Annotated in this window: 15 protein-coding genes; 9 read left to right on the top strand and 6 right to left on the bottom strand. The window is 41.6% G+C overall.

The features are described 5' to 3' along the window. Positions 1–9 precede the first annotated feature (9 nt). The 3 genes from ODU37_RS04250 to ODU37_RS04240 are packed head-to-tail and all read right to left on the bottom strand — an operon-like array spanning position 10 to position 2,139. Positions 10–1,074: a DUF4097 family beta strand repeat-containing protein gene (locus ODU37_RS04250; protein WP_105105761.1), complete on the bottom strand. Its 1,065-nt coding sequence runs from the start codon at positions 1,072–1,074 to the stop codon at positions 10–12. Further along, entirely contained in the window at positions 1,071–1,826 is a 756-nt protein-coding gene (locus tag ODU37_RS04245; protein WP_029171693.1) for a DUF1700 domain-containing protein, read from the bottom strand. Before ODU37_RS04245 ends, ODU37_RS04250 begins: the two co-directional genes overlap by 4 nt. Further along, positions 1,813–2,139 (bottom strand): PadR family transcriptional regulator, encoded by a 327-nt coding sequence (locus tag ODU37_RS04240; protein ID WP_002937550.1) that lies wholly within the window; start codon positions 2,137–2,139, stop codon positions 1,813–1,815. Before ODU37_RS04240 ends, ODU37_RS04245 begins: the two co-directional genes overlap by 14 nt. A 293-nt stretch (positions 2,140–2,432) precedes the next feature. Here ODU37_RS04240 and ODU37_RS04235 point away from each other — a divergent pair, with 293 nt between their 5' ends. Together ODU37_RS04235 and ODU37_RS04230 are read left to right on the top strand one after the other, a co-directional pair. Continuing rightward, positions 2,433–2,813, top strand: a complete 381-nt coding sequence (locus ODU37_RS04235) for a CidA/LrgA family protein (protein ID WP_024415315.1) — start codon at positions 2,433–2,435, stop codon at positions 2,811–2,813. Then, entirely contained in the window at positions 2,806–3,501 is a 696-nt protein-coding gene (locus tag ODU37_RS04230; RefSeq protein ID WP_002937552.1) for an LrgB family protein, read from the top strand. Before ODU37_RS04235 ends, ODU37_RS04230 begins: the two co-directional genes overlap by 8 nt. 33 nt (positions 3,502–3,534) lie before the next feature. Here ODU37_RS04230 and ODU37_RS04225 read toward each other — a convergent pair whose 3' ends face one another. Beyond that, the gene (locus tag ODU37_RS04225; RefSeq protein WP_011922611.1) at positions 3,535–4,335 is read right to left on the bottom strand and encodes a formate/nitrite transporter family protein; all 801 of its coding nucleotides are present in this window, start codon (positions 4,333–4,335) and stop codon (positions 3,535–3,537) included. A gap of 140 nt (positions 4,336–4,475) precedes the next feature. On the opposite strand from ODU37_RS04225, the gene gla reads away from it, so the two are divergent. The 5 genes from gla (at position 4,476) to ODU37_RS04200 (ending at position 13,154) form a co-directional block, all read left to right on the top strand. Further along, complete coding sequence (gene gla, locus ODU37_RS04220; RefSeq protein WP_002937554.1) at positions 4,476–5,321, top strand: aquaglyceroporin Gla; 846 nt, start codon at positions 4,476–4,478, stop codon at positions 5,319–5,321. 130 nt (positions 5,322–5,451) lie between these two features. Continuing rightward, a complete protein-coding gene (locus tag ODU37_RS04215) occupies positions 5,452–6,984 on the top strand; it encodes a helicase HerA-like domain-containing protein (protein ID WP_249562428.1) in 1,533 nt (510 codons plus the stop codon). Between the two features lie 259 nt (positions 6,985–7,243). After that, positions 7,244–7,852, top strand: coding sequence for a CoA pyrophosphatase (locus ODU37_RS04210; RefSeq protein WP_044669674.1), 609 nt, complete (start codon positions 7,244–7,246; stop codon positions 7,850–7,852). A 290-nt stretch (positions 7,853–8,142) separates the two neighbouring features. Then, the gene (locus ODU37_RS04205; RefSeq protein WP_249562429.1) at positions 8,143–10,545 is read left to right on the top strand and encodes an LPXTG cell wall anchor domain-containing protein; all 2,403 of its coding nucleotides are present in this window, start codon (positions 8,143–8,145) and stop codon (positions 10,543–10,545) included. 1,298 nt (positions 10,546–11,843) lie between these two features. Then, positions 11,844–13,154 (top strand): LPXTG cell wall anchor domain-containing protein, encoded by a 1,311-nt coding sequence (locus ODU37_RS04200; protein WP_398580430.1) that lies wholly within the window; start codon positions 11,844–11,846, stop codon positions 13,152–13,154. A gap of 472 nt (positions 13,155–13,626) precedes the next feature. Here ODU37_RS04200 and rpmG read toward each other — a convergent pair whose 3' ends face one another. After that, complete coding sequence (rpmG, locus tag ODU37_RS04195; RefSeq protein WP_238711641.1) at positions 13,627–13,776, bottom strand: 50S ribosomal protein L33; 150 nt, start codon at positions 13,774–13,776, stop codon at positions 13,627–13,629. Between the two features lie 15 nt (positions 13,777–13,791). Next, positions 13,792–13,974 carry a 50S ribosomal protein L32 gene (rpmF, locus tag ODU37_RS04190; protein ID WP_002937589.1) on the bottom strand — a complete coding sequence of 61 codons (183 nt, stop codon included), beginning with the start codon at positions 13,972–13,974 and terminating at the stop codon, positions 13,792–13,794. A gap of 305 nt (positions 13,975–14,279) precedes the next feature. On the opposite strand from rpmF, the gene ODU37_RS04185 reads away from it, so the two are divergent. Then, the gene (locus tag ODU37_RS04185; protein ID WP_023369258.1) at positions 14,280–14,981 is read left to right on the top strand and encodes a hypothetical protein; all 702 of its coding nucleotides are present in this window, start codon (positions 14,280–14,282) and stop codon (positions 14,979–14,981) included. A 266-nt stretch (positions 14,982–15,247) separates the two neighbouring features. Then, a complete protein-coding gene (gene hisS / locus ODU37_RS04180; protein ID WP_029175207.1) occupies positions 15,248–16,531 on the top strand; it encodes a histidine--tRNA ligase in 1,284 nt (427 codons plus the stop codon). Positions 16,532–16,718: the final 187 nt, after the last annotated feature.

The following is a 16,718-nucleotide window of genomic DNA, read 5'->3' as shown; positions in this document are numbered from 1 at the left end:
TTGATGTGGTTATTTTGGGGTTGGTGTTCGTAGATTAATGGTTGCGTTAGTTGAAGTAATGGTCAGGCTATTATTACTCTCTTTTTTCTCCAAAGTTAAGGTTTGTTTATCCTCCTCTTTTTTGATCGATAATGTTTGATACTTATCTTTAGTGAAAATACCGACGTTTTCAGCCTGTTCGTTGAAGTAACTCATATCACCAACAGCTTGCTTTAGTTCTTCAAGGGTTTTATAGTGGTAGCCTAAGTGTTCCGCAAGTGTTTTGATGTCCAGCTGTGTACTGATATTCAGATTGATGTCTTGTAAGCTCTTATCTGTTAGGTTTATATTTGTAACAGATAGGCTGTATTCGGAAGGAGTGAGGACGTTTTTTCCTAGGAGAGTCAATTGATTTGCGTTCAGTTCTTGGTAGTTTTTAATTGTAACATTTTCCAAACTGGTTTCGATTAAATTGACTGAAGATTCATTTGCAGATATAGAGGTATTTCTGAGTGCAGAATTCACAGCTTCAAAGTAACCAGCTGTGATTTTACCGCTGTCAATAGTCACCTTGTCAAGATCGACACCACCTGAAAGGTCAATTTCTTTGATATGGACATTTTCAATCACGAAACTACCATACTCATAGAAGTGGAGACCCTCTCCCTCTAATTTATCCAGTGTCTTCCCTTTAGGCACTTCAATGGTGACTGAGAAGACATTGATGCGACGTTGGGCCAACCTTTCTCCCAGATACTGCATGATTCCCTCAATGGCAAATTTTAGTTCCTGTGCAGAGAGGGTTAAGACGCCGTCTTTCTCACTGAGTTTTAGAGGGTTTTGGATATTGTTGTCGGAGTTGGCATAGGTCACATGATAGTTGTTATCACTAGACTCTTTGATGTAGACGCTGTGGGGGATAAAATCAATTTTAATGGTATTCAAATCTGTGAAGGTCTTATGGACTTCCGTCGGAGCAGCAACCTCTTCTAAGCGGGTTATGCCCCCGGTGAAAAATCCAATGCCAGCTAGAATTAAGCCTGCAATCAGGCTGACAAAGCCGATAATAATGGCGATGGTAAGTTTCTTTTTCATGCTCGTTTACCTCGTTTCAAGATCCATTTGAAGCAAGCCTTGACCAGTCGCCAAGACCAGTAGGCAAAAAATCCAGTCAAGATGTAGATGAGAATAGCTCCGCCAATCAAAGATAAACCTGAGCCAAACCCCATGAGGAAGATATTGAATCCTTCTGACATAAGGCTAAAGGCTTCCCAAATCAGATAGCCACCGCTGGTGAGAAGTCCGACCCCCAAAACAAAGGCACCGACAATGAGGGCCAAGATGAGCGCCACCAATCCCAATAGACTAGCTAGGAGAATGAGCAAAAGTGGAATGGCGATAGGCAGGGAAATGACAGCTAGGATAGCCAACCAGAGCGTTCGTTTTGTTTGGCTAAAATTACGGAAGTAGCGACCGAGGAAAAAGGCGCCGAGGATAAGAGTCGCAAACAGAGGAATGACTCCGATAAACTCTCCCATGATAAAGAGTAGGAAGAAAGAGAAGAGACCTGTCATACTTAAGGCTCCCAGACCAACCCAGAGTTTCCAGTTGAGTTGAATAGGTTCTTGTTGATCCTTCTCCTCCTGGATTTGCTTGTTGAGCATGTTGTTAATGAGTTCGCTGGCAGCTTCTTTTGGTGAACCAAGTTCTTCTATAATTTCTGTCTCATGCTCTGGTCCAGCCTCGTCAAAATACTCATTAAAGAAGCTGATGGCTTCAAAGTACTCTTTGTGGGGCAGTTTTTTGAGATGTTTTTCTAACTGCTCCATGTATTCAGTTCTTGTCATGGCGGACGCTCCCTTCTATGATGCCGTTTATCGTGTTTGTATAGGTATCCCAGTCATCTTTGAGTCGGACCAATTCTTCGTGACCTAACTGAGTTAGGCTATAATACTTGCGCATACGACCCTGATATTCTTGGGAATAAGTAGTCAAAAAGTCATTTTGCTCTAATCGTTTTAGGATGGGATAGAGGGCGGACTCCTTGATGTTGGCAATTAATTTAATGGTCTGACAGATTTCATAGCCATAAGAATCATCGGATTCCAAAATAGCCATGATGAGAAATTCTGTCAGAACTGCGGGGACTGGAAAATGCATAGGACGCTCCTTTCCTTTATTGTTAGTTAGGTTCGGTTTTGATATATAGTGTTCGTTTTTATATATCAAATTTTGTTATATATTAAATATACACCTACAGAAATAAATTGTCAAGTGATTATGTGCAAAATAAATAAAATAGCTTAAGACAAATTTTTAAGGTGTAAACGTTTTATAGCCTTGAAAAATAATTTCAGAGTAGTAAACTTAATAACAGTACTAACATTAAGGGAATTTCTGGACTAAAAGAGAATGACCTCAGATGGATTAGTAGTATTTAAGGTGGTGTAAAGATGAAACTATATGTTCAGTTTATGATTATTCTGGTATTTTCATTTTTAGGGGAAGCTATTTCGACTATTTTTCATCTTCCTATTCCGGGAAGTATCATTGGTTTAATCCTCCTATTCTTAGCCCTAGAGTTCAAATTGATTCGTCTTCGCCATATTCATACGGTTGGAAATTTTTTGCTGGCTAACATGACCATTCTTTTTTTGCCTGCAGCAGTGGGCATTATGGAGAGATTTGATGCAATTAAAGATTATTTACTTCCTATTATCGTCGTCATTTTAGGCGCCATTTTTTTAAATATCTTAGTAATTGGTTTTGTTGTTCAATTTGTGAAGCAAAAGTTTGAAGGTGACTACATTGATACGGAGGGAATTCATGACTGAACTTTTTTCAAATCCTATTTTTGGTATTATGTTATCAATTGCAGCATATTTAATTGGAATGCTGATTTATCGGAGATTTCCTCATCCAATCACAACCCCACTGTTGGTAGCTACAGGATTGATTATTGTCTTTTTAAAAATGACAGGTATTTCCTATAAGGAATATTATGCAGGAGGGTCCTACCTAAATATGCTTATTGTGCCTTCAACAGTAGCTCTGGGTATTCCTTTGTATCGTTCTTTCCATCTAATGAAACATCACATTCGAAGTATTCTTTTAGGAATTTTTGTTGCCTGTATTGTCAATACTGTCTTTACTGCCCTAATTGCAAAATGGTTTGGGATGGATTTTTTTCTAGCAATCTCTCTTTTTCCAAAATCAGTCACCACTGCTATGGCTGTTGGTATTACTGATAAAATGCAAGGAATAGCAACTGTTACTCTTGTAGTCGTTGTTGCAACAGGAATTCTGACAAGTGTTCTTGGTCCAGTCTTTTTAAAGCTACTAAAAATTGAAGACCCGGTAGCTGTTGGTCTTGCTTTGGGAGGAACAGGACATGCCATTGGAACGGGTACAGCGATAAAATATGGACATACGCAAGGAGCGATGGCTGGCTTGGCTATTGGGATTACAGGCATCATGTATGTGGTGATTAGTCCAATAGTTGCGCAGATTATCTTACAATAAAAAACTACGATTGGAATTCCAACCGTAGTTTTTTTAGTCTACATAAAGTTTGGATTGATTATTCAACCAACTATAAAGAAGTCCGATAAAGAGACCGCCACCCACGTAGTTTCCTAATCCAGAAAAGAGGAAATTGCTTAGTACACTTAATAGAGTCATTCCCTCAACTGGTCCACCATTTGCAAAAAAGGCCAGGGAGAAGAGTGAAAAGTTCGCAATGACGTGCTCATATCCCAAGAAAGCAAAGATAAAGATGATGAAAATAACGGAAATGAGACGTCCAGCGTCATCTTTGATGCGTAAGAAGGTAAATACGCCGATATTCACGACAATATTAGCAAAAATTCCTTCAATAAATTGAGTCAAAGGTGTCTTTGAAAGCTTGGCCACCGTTGCTTCAAATAGGTAGCTGTGAGCATCAACGTGCTGATAAGGCAGAGTCAGTGAGACCAAGTAACAAACAAGGACAGCACCGACAAAGTTGAAAAGGATACAGGTTGCCAACATCTTGAGGGCTGTTTTAGTAGGAATCGTTTTTCGATGGCTGGCTACTGTCATATACATCATGTTGGATGTTCCAAGTTCGGCATTCATATATAAAATCATGAGTAGCCCCCAACCAAACATCAACCCATAGCTAAATTTCCCGAGTCCTTCTGCGACATGGTTGAGTTTGTCTGCTGTATAAAGAGAAATGACAATCCCCAATCCTAAATAAAGACTGGCTAGTATTGATCGTACAGCGTAGGCAGAAAAACTATGTTCAAACAAATCTGCTTTTTTCTTGATACTTTTTTCAAGTGTATACATTAATGTCTCTTGGTTAGCTCCCATCCTAATCTCCTTACTGAATCTACTACTTTTTCGAGTAAACGTTTTCTTTTTATCGAATGGCTTTACTTTGTTTATTATACTTGATAAAATGGTTGTTGTCCAAAAAAAATTCAACTTTTGAAAGGAAATATAAGAAAAATATGGATGTTACATGGACAGTGAAATATATCACTGAATTTTTAGCGACTGCACTCCTTATTATCATTGGTAATGGTACAGTTGCAAACGTTGATTTAAAAGGCACAAAAGGAAACAACTCTGGTTGGATTCTCATTGCGATTGGCTATGGTTTGGCAGTTATGATGCCAGCATTGATGTTTGGTAACGTTTCTGGTAACCATATCAACCCAGCCTTCACACTTGGTTTGGCTGTTTCAGGTCTCTTCCCTTGGGCTCACGTTGCTCAATACATTGTTGCTCAATTGTTAGGTGCAATGTTTGGTCAGTTAGTGGTTGTAGCAGTTTATAAACCTTACTTCTTGAAAACTGAAAATTCTAACCATATTCTCGGTTCATTCTCAACTATCAGTGCGCTTGATAACGGAACGAAAGAAAGCCGTAAAGCTGCGACAACTAATGGTTTCTTGAATGAGTTCGTTGGTTCATTTGTATTGTTCTTCGGTGCCCTTGCTTTGACCAAACATTTCTTTGGTTCAGAGTTGGTTGGTAAATTGATTGAACAGGGCTATGATAAAACAGTCGCTGAGACAATGACTGCTCCATATACTTCAGGTTCAATTGCAGTTGCTCACTTAGGCATTGGTTTCCTAGTTATGGCACTTGTTGCGGCTCTTGGTGGTCCAACAGGTCCTGGTCTTAACCCAGCGCGTGACCTTGGTCCACGTATCGTCCATGCCCTTCTTCCAAAATCTGTTCTTGGTGAAAACAAGGCTGATTCAAAATGGTGGTATGCTTGGGTTGGTGTATGTGCTCCAATTATCGCATCAATTGCCGCTGTTGCACTATTCAAATTCTTGTATCTTTAATGGTGAACCCGATTCGTCGGGTTTTTCTTTTTGTTTTATGGATATTGAGGTGATTCGGTTGTCTGCTCTGCTATTTTCCTAAAAGTTATGCTACAATAAAGCTAGAAAAAATCGGAAAAGAGGCAAGTATATGTCAGATGTTATTGCTTTTGGCTATGGAAGCAGTCGAGCGGAGATGCAGCTCAAGCGACTGAATCGTCATGGAATCATCGCAGGTGCGACAGGTACAGGGAAGACCGTGACCTTAAAGGTCTTGGCAGAGCAGTTGAGTGATGCGGGCATTCCAGTCTTCCTATCAGATATCAAGGGCGATTTGAATAGTTTGGTTGCGGCCAATACCAAGGAGATTGATCCTAGTCGTCTGGAGAAGACCCACTATACAGATTATAGTCCTGTTGCTTATCCAGTTGAGTTGTGGGATGTCTTGGGGGAAAATGGGACTCCTGTCCGCATGACTATTTCAGAGCTGGGGCCCGTCTTATTGACGCGCTTGCTGGGCTTGAATGATACTCAGGAGTCCATCTTGAATATCGTTTTCAGCGTGGCAGATGAGCGTGGCCTTCTCTTGATTGACCTGATGGACCTGCGTGCCATGCTCAATTTTGTGGCTGAAAATGCAGCAGAGCTGAGCCAGTATTATGGAAATATTCCAGCTCGTTCGGTTGGTGCTATCTTGCGTAGCCTGGTTGTTTTGGAGCAACAAGGTGGTAAGATTTTCTTCGGTGAGCCAAGTCTTGACATTGCTGATTTGATGCGTACGGCAGAAGATGGTCGTGGGGTAATCAACGTTCTCCAAGCTACTCAGCTGTTCAATCAACCAACTCTTTATTCGACAGTCCTGCTCAGCCTATTGTCAGAACTCTATGAAGTCTTGCCTGAGGTGGGCGATTTGGACAAGCCTAAGATGGTCTTCTTCTTTGACGAGGCTCATGTTCTCTTTAAAGATGCTCCAAAAGTTCTTCTTGAAAAGATTGAATTGATTGTCCGTTTGATTCGTTCAAAAGGTGTAGGTGTCTTCTTTGTAACGCAGAATCCGACGGATATTCCTGATAGCGTGGCAGCCCAGTTGGGCAACCGCATCCAACATGGTCTTCGCGCCTTTACACCAAAAGAGCTCAAGACAGTTGCGACTGTTGCTGAAACCTTCCGTCAAGAAGGTGATGAGGATTTGGCCAAGGTCATTCAGGAGTTGCAGGTAGGTGAAGCGGTTGTGTCTACTCTGCAAGCTGACGGGACACCAAGCTTTGCGGATCGGGTTTTGATTTATCCTCCAAAGAGTATGCTGGGAACGGTGGAGCCAAGTGCCCTCTTGTCAGTTATCAATAATTCTCCTTTGATGGAAAAATATGCTGACGCGGTCAATCGTGAGTCAGCCCATGAGCAGATTTTAGCCATGACAGAGGCTAAAGAAGCCGAACTCATCAAAAAAGCAGAGCAGGCCGAAGCGGAAAAACAGGCAGAAAAAGAAGCTAAGGCAGCCGCAAAAATGGAAGAGAAAGCCCAGAAAGAAGCAGCTAAAGCTGCACAAAAAACTAGTCAGCCAGCCAGTCGCAAAACAGATTCCATGATGGATCGCTTTACCAAGAACCTGATGAGTCAGGTCGGACGGGAAGTTGGGCGCGTGGTAACTCGTGGCATTATGGGCATGTTAAAAGGGAAATAAACGACTAGGAGGCTGGGCAAAAAGCCCAGGACCACTACTCAGAGTTCGTGTCAACATCTCAGCGCAGTGGTTGATTGGCAGATTTGTTCGTGTTTTGCACTCCAAATCTGGCCTAATCAACTGTGCGGGGGTGGGAAGACGAACTCTTTTTATCTTGGTCGAGTTCTTTCCCACTCCCTTTTTATCTAGACAAAGTTCTTGCCAGATGCCACAAAATTCGTTAAAATAAACACAAATCACTAGTTAGTAAGGAGTTGCCATGACTGATCAATTGCAGGCATTATTGAAAGACTATCAGCCCCAGCCATTGGGTGAAAAACGTTCTTATGCAGTTTTCTTGCCCTTAGTCTGGTCAGACAATCAGTGGCAGGTCTTATATGAGATTCGGAGCGAGTCCATTTCTCAACCGGGAGAAGTTTCCTTTCCAGGTGGCGGAGTAGAGGTAGGAGAAACGCCACAGCAAGCGGCCGTTCGGGAGGTTATGGAGGAACTAAATATTCAACCTGAACAAATTGATATACTCGGAGAAATTGATTATTTGGTTTTGGAGTGCTCAACCGTTCATTGCTTCGTTGGACGGTTAAATCTTGATTGGACGACTATCCTTCCTAATGAAGAGGTTGCTCGGATATTTACAGTGCCTCTATCAACTCTATTAACAACTCAGCCAGTCTATTATCAACTGGATTCACAGATTGTCCCAGATTGTGACTTTCCCTTTGAACGTTTGAGAGGTGGGGTTGACTATCCTTTCAGCCATCACAAACGCTCCGTTCCATTTTATGAAAATCTACCAGAAAATATCTGGGGAATGACCGCCCAATTTACCCATCGGTTTACGGAAATAGTGAAAAGTAATCTATCGTGAAATGATAGGTTATTTTTGGGAGGAAAAACCAGCCTTTGCGATATGTATCAACGAAAAAAATGGAGACAAAGCTCAATGTGAACCAATGTATATAAAAACACAAAAAAAACAGATGCATGGCAGATAAAAGATAGCTATGGCTGGTATACTTGGTACGGTCCATATTTTGAAGTACCATCATCTATCTAGAAATGCGACAATATTCATGTAAACGCATTCAGTGGATTGTTATCATTTCCAGTAGGTGAGTGGGAAAATGTATAAATCTATATTTTAAGAAGGAGCCAATTATGAGCAAGCAGAAAGTTGTGTCCAGTTTATTATTAAGCACAGTCGTATTAGGGGGATTAGCCTTTTATTCAACGACAACGGTTAAAGCAGAATCGCTAGAACCAGATGTTACATCAGTTAATGCAAGCGATGCTACTAATAAACCGGTAGTATCAAATGAAGAGGAAAGCGACTTTTTAGCTGAAGAAGAGGAGTTTGAAGAGAGCGATGCTCCAGTAGAAACTCTAAATGAAGAAATCAAAGATGTTACAGAGCCTGAAGCACTTCTCCAACCTCGTGCGATGATGAGTGATTCTACTAATAGCGATATGGAAGAAATTTCTTTGGAGAATCTGGAGTCAGAGGTTGTCGTTGAAAAAGTAACTCAAAACAAACAAATTCAAGCGACAAATCAATCGGATTTCCTTTTGGGAAAGGGAGAAGATTATAGAACATCAGTTTCAATCGGAGATCCTAAACTTTCAGGCAATTCATTGGAGTGGAGTGTCAGTTTTGATGCTAGACTTTGGTCTTTTGAACAATCTCGTGGTGGTTACTATTTTATTCTTCCTAAAGGGTTGAAATTAACGAGCATTAAGGACAATGATGGAATTGAATTATTCAGTCGGTTTCCTAACCGAGTCGAAAGTAGTGACAATCATTCTCAGTCTACCTACCGTTTCTTTAGTAAAGAGGAGAATGGGCATGATGATAAGAATTTTGATAGTCAATGGGGTTGGTCTGTAAAGCAAGCATCAAGCACGGAGGTTGAAGAATGGAACTCTAAAGGACTTATGTCTAAAATATTTTTTATAGATAATGTAAAAGATAAGAGTTTTGTGACGTATCGCTTAACCGCTGAAAGAGAGAGTTTAAAACAAACATATTTCCCTCTTGTAGCAGTGATGAAGAGTTTTAGGTACAAAAATTTGAACAGTACAGAGATTACTTCCCTAGCTGGTCGCGAGATTGTTATTGAAAAAACAAAAGTGCAAAAACCAAAAGAGGAAGCGCCAAAAACAAACCCAGAGCCAGAAGCTCCAAAACCAGACGCTCCACAAGCGCCATCAGCACCGGAATCTCCAACGGAAGAACCTAAGAAGGAAGACGCTCCGCAAACACCAGACGCGCCATCGACTCCAAAAGATGAACCGCAGGCTCCATCAATTCCAGAAGAAAAACCACAAGTACCGGAATCACCAAACCCAGAGGCTCCATCAGCTCCGTCAACTCCGGAAAAACAACCAGAAGCACCGGAATCTCCAACGGAAGAACCTAAGAAGGAAGACGCTCCAGCGCCATCGACTCCGGAAAAACAACCAGAAGTACCGGAATCACCAAACCCAGAGACACCAGACGCGCCATCGACTCCAAAAGATGAACCGCAGGCTCCATCAATTCCAGAAGAAAAACCACAAGTACCGGAAGAGCCAAAACAAGAGGCTCCATCAGCTCCATCAGCTCCGTCAACTCCGGAAAAACAACCAGAAGCACCGGAATCTCCAACGGAAGAACCTAAGAAGGAAGACGCTCCGCAAACACCACAAGCGCCATCGACTCCAAAAGATGAGCCGCAAGTTCCATCAATCCCAGAGGAGCAACCAAAAGAGACTCCAGCGCCAGAAGAACCTAAGAAGGAAGATACTCCGCAAACACCACAAGCGCCATCAACTCCTAAAGAGGAAGCACCGAAGGAAGAAGTTCCAACACCACCGGCTCCATCAGTACCAGAAGAGCAACCAAAAGAAACTCCAACACCAGAAGTTCCAAAACAAGAAGATTTTCAACCGGAAGCACCAAAATCTGATGAAGTAGAATCTGACAAACAAATGCCAGAAACTAAGCAACCGAAGGCAGACGACATGCCTAAGGAACAACAGCCGAAAGCCGACGAGCCAAAGGCAGAGCAACCACAAATGGACAAACCACAAATGGAAGCTCCTAAGAAAGATTCGGAAGCGCCAAAATCTGATAAAGTAGAAACTGACAAGCAATTGCCAGAAACTAAGCAACCAGATATGAAGCAACCGAAGGCAGACGACATGCCTAAGGAACAAAAACCGAAAGCCGACGAGCCAAAGGCAGAGCAACCACAAATGGACAAACCACAAATGGAAGCTCCTAAGAAAGATTCGGAAGCACCAAAATCTGATAAAGTAGAAACTGACAAACCAATGCCAGAAACTAAACAACCAGATATGAAGCAACCGAAGGCAGATAAACCAGAAGCAGAGAAAGCTCAAATGCCACGAACAGAAGGTATGAAGCCTGAATCCAAGGCTTCAATGATGCCAAAAGCCGAGGCACCAAAAGCAACTTTGCCAAATACAGGCGAAGCAAGTAGCGCAATAGGCTGGCTAGGTGGTGCTTTAGCCACTCTTGCCACAGGCTTGTATCTATTCAAAAACAAAAAAGAAGAATAGTCATTATTGAATAAGATATGAGAACTTCCCTCTTCTAAGTTCATAAAAGACTCCAGATCATCGCTGTGGAAGCCTTGGTTTGGAGTCTTTTTGTTAAATATTCTTAGAAAATAACAAAATAGATAAATATTAGATACCCTCTAGAAAAAATTTAGTTTAGGATGTTATACTAACGCTAAAACAATAATATCAATTTTTGAAAATACTAGATTGGAATAAAAATCTAATCGCCATATTTTAGAACCTGTACTTACAAGTAAAGAGCTTTTATGTAAGAGATAGTTTTTCGCTAATCAAGTTAATTTTTTGAGGGAATGCTGGCTGTATTTTGAAAAAACGAACGATGATTAGCTTAAAAAAGCCTTAGATGGGAGTGCTAACCTGTAAATACAGGTTCTTAGTAAATTGAAGTAAATAGAGTAAAGGAGCACATTATGAGCAAACAAAAAGTTGTGACAAATCTATTGCTTAGTACAGCTGTACTAGGTGGTTTTCTAATATGTCACGTACCATCTGTAAGCGCAGAAACAGGCAATCTTCAAGAAATGCCTACTGAATCTGCTACGGTTAGCTCAGAAAATCAAACTGCGACCGCAGTCGATGGAATTTCACCTACGGATAACCAATTACCTACGTCAGAAGAGGGTGATAAACAGGCTCCAGAAGAAAAACTAGTTTCTAGCAATTCTACGAGAGAAGAAAGTGCTACGCAGGTAGCGACGGATCCGGATGCACCATCTCAATCATTAAATGTGTCAGAGGCGGAAATTTCAACGGCAGATTCAAATATTCAACAAGCCGAAGAGAAACTGATTCAAGAATCGAATTATCATAGATTTGACACGCATCAAGGTGAACAGATTAGGAATGCAGTATCTATAGAAAAAATATCGGCAGATAATGACGAAATTAAGTGGAAAGTAACTTTTGATAGAAAAAATTGGACCTTTAGTGGAGAGGGGAGTGGCTATTACTTTATTCTTCCAAAAGGCTTACAATTAACCAAAATTATTGATAGCCAGTCTGAAGAGGATATTTTCAATAAGTTCCCTAAGGATGTCAATGATGAGGCAAATTCTGGTGGGCAGCCGTATCGCTTTTTTAGTAGAGAAAAAAATGCTAATAATGATGAGCGTAGTTTTGAAAGTCAGTGGGGTTGGTCTGTTGGACGTGTAGGAGGAGAGCTAGAAAAATGGAAGGAAGAAAGTTCCAGCATCTATTTTCTACAAGTACAGCGAGATTCCGTTGCTAAAGAAAAAGCGACATATGAACTGACGGCACAGGTGATAAATCAAGCAATGAAAACCTTCCCGGTTTTAGCTGTGGTGAAGAATTTTAAAGAGCGAATATTTTTCTCCAGAGATGAGATTACTTCTGCTGCTGGTTTGAGATTAAAGGTATCGGAAAGTGCTAAGCCAAATAATGAAGGGATTACTATTATCGGAGATTCATCTCCAGAAAGCGACAGGACTCCTGAACCGCGGGGAGATAGGACTCCGGATATAGATGTACCAAAGGCAGATGTTCCAAAAGTTGAGCAACCAAAACCAAAGGCCCCTGAAGTTCAGCCGCCTGCTCCTAAGGCTCCGGAATCTGTGCCACCAAAAGTAATGCCTCCAGCACCCAAAGTTCCAGACGTTAAGACGCCCAAAGAGGCGCCTCTGCCACCAAAAACTCCGGAAGTTGAGGTTCCAAAAGTAATGCCTTCGACACCGAAGGTTCCAGATGTTAAGACGCCCAAAGAGGCGCCTCTGCCACCAAAAACTCCGGAAGTTGAGGTTCCAAAAGTAATGCCTCCGACACCGAAGGTTCCAGATGTTAAGACGCCAAAAGTTGAGTACCCTGATACAGATGCTCCTGAGATTGAGTCACCAAAAGCTCCTGAAACTGAACGACCAGAAGTCTTACCACCGACCTCAAAAGTTCCAGAGGTTGAGCCCCCGAAAGTCATGCTTCCGACCCCAAAATCCCCAGAAGCTGAGCCCCCGAAAGTTGAGCAGCCAAAACCGAAGGTTCCAGAAGTTCACCTGCCTGCTCCTAAGACTCCGGAAGCTGAGTCACCAGAAGTAATGTCCCCAGCACCCAAAGTTCCAGACGTTAAGACGCCCAAAGAGGCGCCTCTGCCACCAAAAACTCCGGGCGTTGAGCCACCGAAAGTAACACCACCGACCTCAAAAGTTCCAGAAGCTGAGCCACCGAAAGTTGAGCAGCCAAAACCGAAGGTTCCAGAAGTTCACCTTCCTGCTCCTAAGTCTCCAGAAGTTGAGGTTCCGAAAGTAACACCACCAACCTCAAAAGTTCCAGACGTTAAGATGCCAAAATCTCCGGAAGTTGAGCACCCAGAAGTTGAGAAACCTGCCGGAATCCAACCAGAAAAGGGTCAACTTGAGGTTAATAAACCCAATATTATCCATCCGGAGGTGCTTCAATCCGAAGTTAAGAAAACGGAATCTGGAGTTTCAATGGCTCCAAAGGTAGGAATACAAAAAGAGACTTTACCAAATACGGGTGAAACAAGTAATACCCTAGTATGGCTAGGTGGTGCTCTAGCTGCCCTTGCATCAAGTTTGTATCTTTTCAAACAACACAGGCAAAGAGAAGAGGAATGATTTTACGCTAATACTATAGTTTTTTGGAACACCAATAAGGCTTATCTACCATGGACTAAGAAAATTTAGAACAGTTGTAAATAGAAAACGTTCCAAAATCTGAACTGCACCCCAAAAGTTAGAGGTTAACTCTAATTTTTGAGGTGCTTTTCTTGTAAGGTCAAGACACAAAGACAAGATTGAAATTTATCGCTTGCAATGATATGAAGGAGTTGATTCTATATTTTGTTTTATCAATACTAGTTTGAATGTTATCCGAGAATTTGTAGGACATTCCGAGGATAGTAAGGAGATAGAGAAAATTTATCTTCATGTAATGCAGAAAGGAAAACATAAGATTGAACAGGCTATGATAGATTTAGCAGAAATAATTATTTGATTTATTTTAATCAGTTAAAATTCAGTTATTTTGTCAAAAACAAAAGAAAAAAGCCTTTGAAACGTTGATTTCATAGGCTTTCTGTATGTTGTCTTATTTTACCTCAGTAAAAATCATGTGCTTACGCAATTTTGGTGAGTATTTTTTCAATTGAAGACGGTCTGGAGTGTTACGTTTGTTTTTTGAAGTAAGGTACAAACGCTCACCAGATTCTTTGTGTTCAAGTGTAATATTTACGCGCATGGTATCTCCCTTCTATTATTCAGCTGAAGCAGCCTTAGCGATTTTACGTCCTTTGTAGTATCCTTTCAAAGATACACGGTGTGAACGTGAGTAATCTCCAGTAGTTTCATCAAATTTCACAGTTGGAGCTGCTACTTTATAGTGAGTACGACGTTTGTTTTTCTTCGCTTTTGAAGTGCGACGTGCAGGTACTGCCATTTCTTTCTTCCTCCATTAAATGTCAGGGCCAAGCCCTTTTTTAATCTAAAAATAGTGCGTATGACTTTCGTCAACTTTAACAGTATAACAAAAATTTTTTGTAAAGTAAAGTTACTTGACAGATTTTTTGAAAAAATTTGTCAAAATTTGTCAAATTTGTCAGATTTTTATCCTCCTAACTTCTCAAAGTGAGTTTTCTAAAATGTTCAAAAAAATGCCAAAAATACTTGACAGCATATATATATATATATATATATAATGGTTGTAGGACAAGTTCCGATAATTCAAATATGAAGGAGAACTGTATGAAGACAGTTGGAAAGTTTTTCGCGAAAAAGTTGGCTAGCCTTATGGTCTTGCTACTGGTTTTAGGTCTAGGCATTATCTGGTTTAGAAATAGTATTTTTGCTTGGTTCCAAGGTACCCACAAGGTTCAGTATGAATTTGTTATCAAGAAGTTTGAAGCGGAAAGTAAACTGGTTGTGGCAGGAGCTGAGGTAGCAACCACTGCCAACCAGACCTTTGAAAACAATAAATTAGAAGAATGGCCAGACTGGACAGAGCCTATTACCAAGCTCTTTGTTGGGCGGGAAATGTCTGTAGATATTCCTGTCCAGACGGAGTTCAAACTGGTCTTGGAAGGAATTGAGCAGTCAGATGTTCACATTCAAAACAACACCTTGACATTCAAGCAACCTGTCCTTGTCGAAGTTGATTCTCAACAGCATGGTCAAATCAAAATTAGCAATAATAGCAATGGTCTTTTAGATAAGGCAGTAGATGCTTTCACCTCTGGACAAAAGGCTCAGGAATTTCTAAATGAAAAATCCCAAGAAGCCATTTACAAGACAAGTGAGGAAGTCTTGAATGATGCAGAACGTCAGGAAAAAGTCGCTGCTTTTGCAGAAACGGCTTTAGAAAACCTCCTCAATCTGAACTCCGAAGAAAAACTTGAGGTTGAGATAGAAGTGAGCGACTTGAATTTCCAGATTGTGGATAAGAAATAGTTTTTTTAAACAAGGAGGCTGGGCAGAAAGTCCATCCTCGCTTCTCAGAGTTCGTGTCAACATCTCAGCGCAGTGGTTGATTGGCAGATTTGTTCGTGTTTCACACTCCAAATCTGACCTAATCAACTGTGTGGGGGGGTGGGAAGACGAACTCTTTTTAGACTGGTCGAGTTCTTTCCCACTCCCTTTTTGTCTGCTCTGCCATTTCCAAAAAAGACCAAAATATGATAAAATAAAGGGCAATATTTAGAGAAATGAGAAAGTCCATGAAATTACAAAAACCAAAGGGAACACAGGATTTACTACCGCAGGATTCTGCCAAATGGCAGTACGTGGAAAATTTTACCCGCAGCATTTTCAAACAGTACAATTACGCTGAGATTCGCACACCGATCTTCGAGCATTACGAGGTGATCAGCCGTTCGGTTGGGGATACGACAGACATTGTGACCAAGGAGATGTACGATTTCTATGACAAGGGAGAGCGTCATATCACCCTCCGTCCAGAAGGGACGGCACCGGTTGTTCGCTCCTATGTTGAAAACAAGCTCTTTGCCCCAGAAGTACAAAAACCTGCTAAGTTCTATTACATGGGTCCCATGTTCCGCTACGAGCGTCCGCAGGCTGGTCGTCTCCGTCAGTTCCACCAGATTGGTGTAGAGTGTTTTGGTTCCAATAACCCAGCGACAGACGTAGAAACCATTGCTATGGCCTATCATTTCTTTGAAGAGTTGGGGATCAAGGACATTCGCCTCCACCTCAACAGTCTGGGCAATCCAGAGAGCCGTGCCGCTTATCGCCAGGCCTTGATTGACTACCTGACGCCACTTAAAGACCAGCTATCTAAGGACAGTCAGCGCCGCTTGGAAGAAAATCCCTTGCGTGTGTTGGATTCCAAGGAAAAAGAAGACAAGATTGCTGTGGAAAATGCACCGTCCATCTTGGACTATCTAGATGAAGAAAGTACAGCTCATTTTGAAGCGGTCAAGTCTATGTTGGACAGCCTAGGTATTGCTTACACCATTGACACCAACATGGTGCGTGGTTTGGACTACTACAACCACACCATTTTCGAGTTTATGACAGAAGTGGGTGGTAACGACCTGACCATCTGTGCCGGTGGACGTTACGACGGTTTGGTGACCTACTTTGGTGGACCAGAAACGCCAGCTTTTGGCTTTGGTATGGGCATTGAGCGTCTCATTCTAGTCCTTGAAAAGCAAGGCATCGAGCTCCCTCTCGACACCCAGTTAGATGTTTACATCGCGGTTTTAGGTCAGGAGGCCAATGGCGGAGCGCTTGAGCTGGTTCAAGCCATCCGCAAGCAAGGTTTCCGTGCAGAGCGTGACTATCTGGACCGCAAGCTCAAGGCCCAGTTTAAGTCAGCAGATGTCTTTGGAGCCAAGGCCATCATTACCCTGGGTGGTAGCGAAATCGAATCTGGACAGGTTGTGGTCAAAAATAACCAGACAAGAAGTCAAGTTGAAACAAGCTTGGAAGCACTCAAAACAGATTTTGCAAGTATTTTAGAAGAATTGGAGAAGCAGTAGTCTAAAGCTGCTTCTTTTTATTTTAGAAAGCAAAAAAGAAGTGATTGGATAATCACTTCTTCAGAATGAAGACAAACATCTCGCTTGATGTTTGTCTTTTTCTGTTTATTGGTCTGATAGTCCGTCTTTTTGCCAGAATAGTGGCTATTTGGACAAAATAAAAAGGCTTCCCTGTCCTCATTTTTAC

This window comes from Streptococcus sp. 2021WUSS109, assembly GCF_044427305.1.
Taxonomy (GTDB): Bacteria; Bacillota; Bacilli; order Lactobacillales; family Streptococcaceae; genus Streptococcus; species Streptococcus suis.
The sequence above is the reverse complement of the archived record's forward strand: the minus strand, read 5'-3'. Positions and strand labels throughout refer to the sequence as shown.

Coding starts and splice junctions, on each gene's coding strand:
- ODU37_RS04250 (WP_105105761.1), bottom strand. CDS start 1,074: ATGAAAAAGAAACTTACCATCGCCATTATTATCGGCTTTGTCAGCCTG.
- ODU37_RS04245 (WP_029171693.1), bottom strand. CDS start 1,826: ATGACAAGAACTGAATACATGGAGCAGTTAGAAAAACATCTCAAAAAA.
- ODU37_RS04240 (WP_002937550.1), bottom strand. CDS start 2,139: ATGCATTTTCCAGTCCCCGCAGTTCTGACAGAATTTCTCATCATGGCT.
- ODU37_RS04235 (WP_024415315.1), top strand. CDS start 2,433: ATGAAACTATATGTTCAGTTTATGATTATTCTGGTATTTTCATTTTTA.
- ODU37_RS04230 (WP_002937552.1), top strand. CDS start 2,806: ATGACTGAACTTTTTTCAAATCCTATTTTTGGTATTATGTTATCAATT.
- ODU37_RS04225 (WP_011922611.1), bottom strand. CDS start 4,335: ATGGGAGCTAACCAAGAGACATTAATGTATACACTTGAAAAAAGTATC.
- gla (WP_002937554.1), top strand. CDS start 4,476: ATGGATGTTACATGGACAGTGAAATATATCACTGAATTTTTAGCGACT.
- ODU37_RS04215 (WP_249562428.1), top strand. CDS start 5,452: ATGTCAGATGTTATTGCTTTTGGCTATGGAAGCAGTCGAGCGGAGATG.
- ODU37_RS04210 (WP_044669674.1), top strand. CDS start 7,244: ATGACTGATCAATTGCAGGCATTATTGAAAGACTATCAGCCCCAGCCA.
- ODU37_RS04205 (WP_249562429.1), top strand. CDS start 8,143: ATGAGCAAGCAGAAAGTTGTGTCCAGTTTATTATTAAGCACAGTCGTA.
- ODU37_RS04200 (WP_398580430.1), top strand. CDS start 11,844: ATGAAAACCTTCCCGGTTTTAGCTGTGGTGAAGAATTTTAAAGAGCGA.
- rpmG (WP_238711641.1), bottom strand. CDS start 13,776: ATGCGCGTAAATATTACACTTGAACACAAAGAATCTGGTGAGCGTTTG.
- rpmF (WP_002937589.1), bottom strand. CDS start 13,974: ATGGCAGTACCTGCACGTCGCACTTCAAAAGCGAAGAAAAACAAACGT.
- ODU37_RS04185 (WP_023369258.1), top strand. CDS start 14,280: ATGAAGACAGTTGGAAAGTTTTTCGCGAAAAAGTTGGCTAGCCTTATG.
- hisS (WP_029175207.1), top strand. CDS start 15,248: ATGAAATTACAAAAACCAAAGGGAACACAGGATTTACTACCGCAGGAT.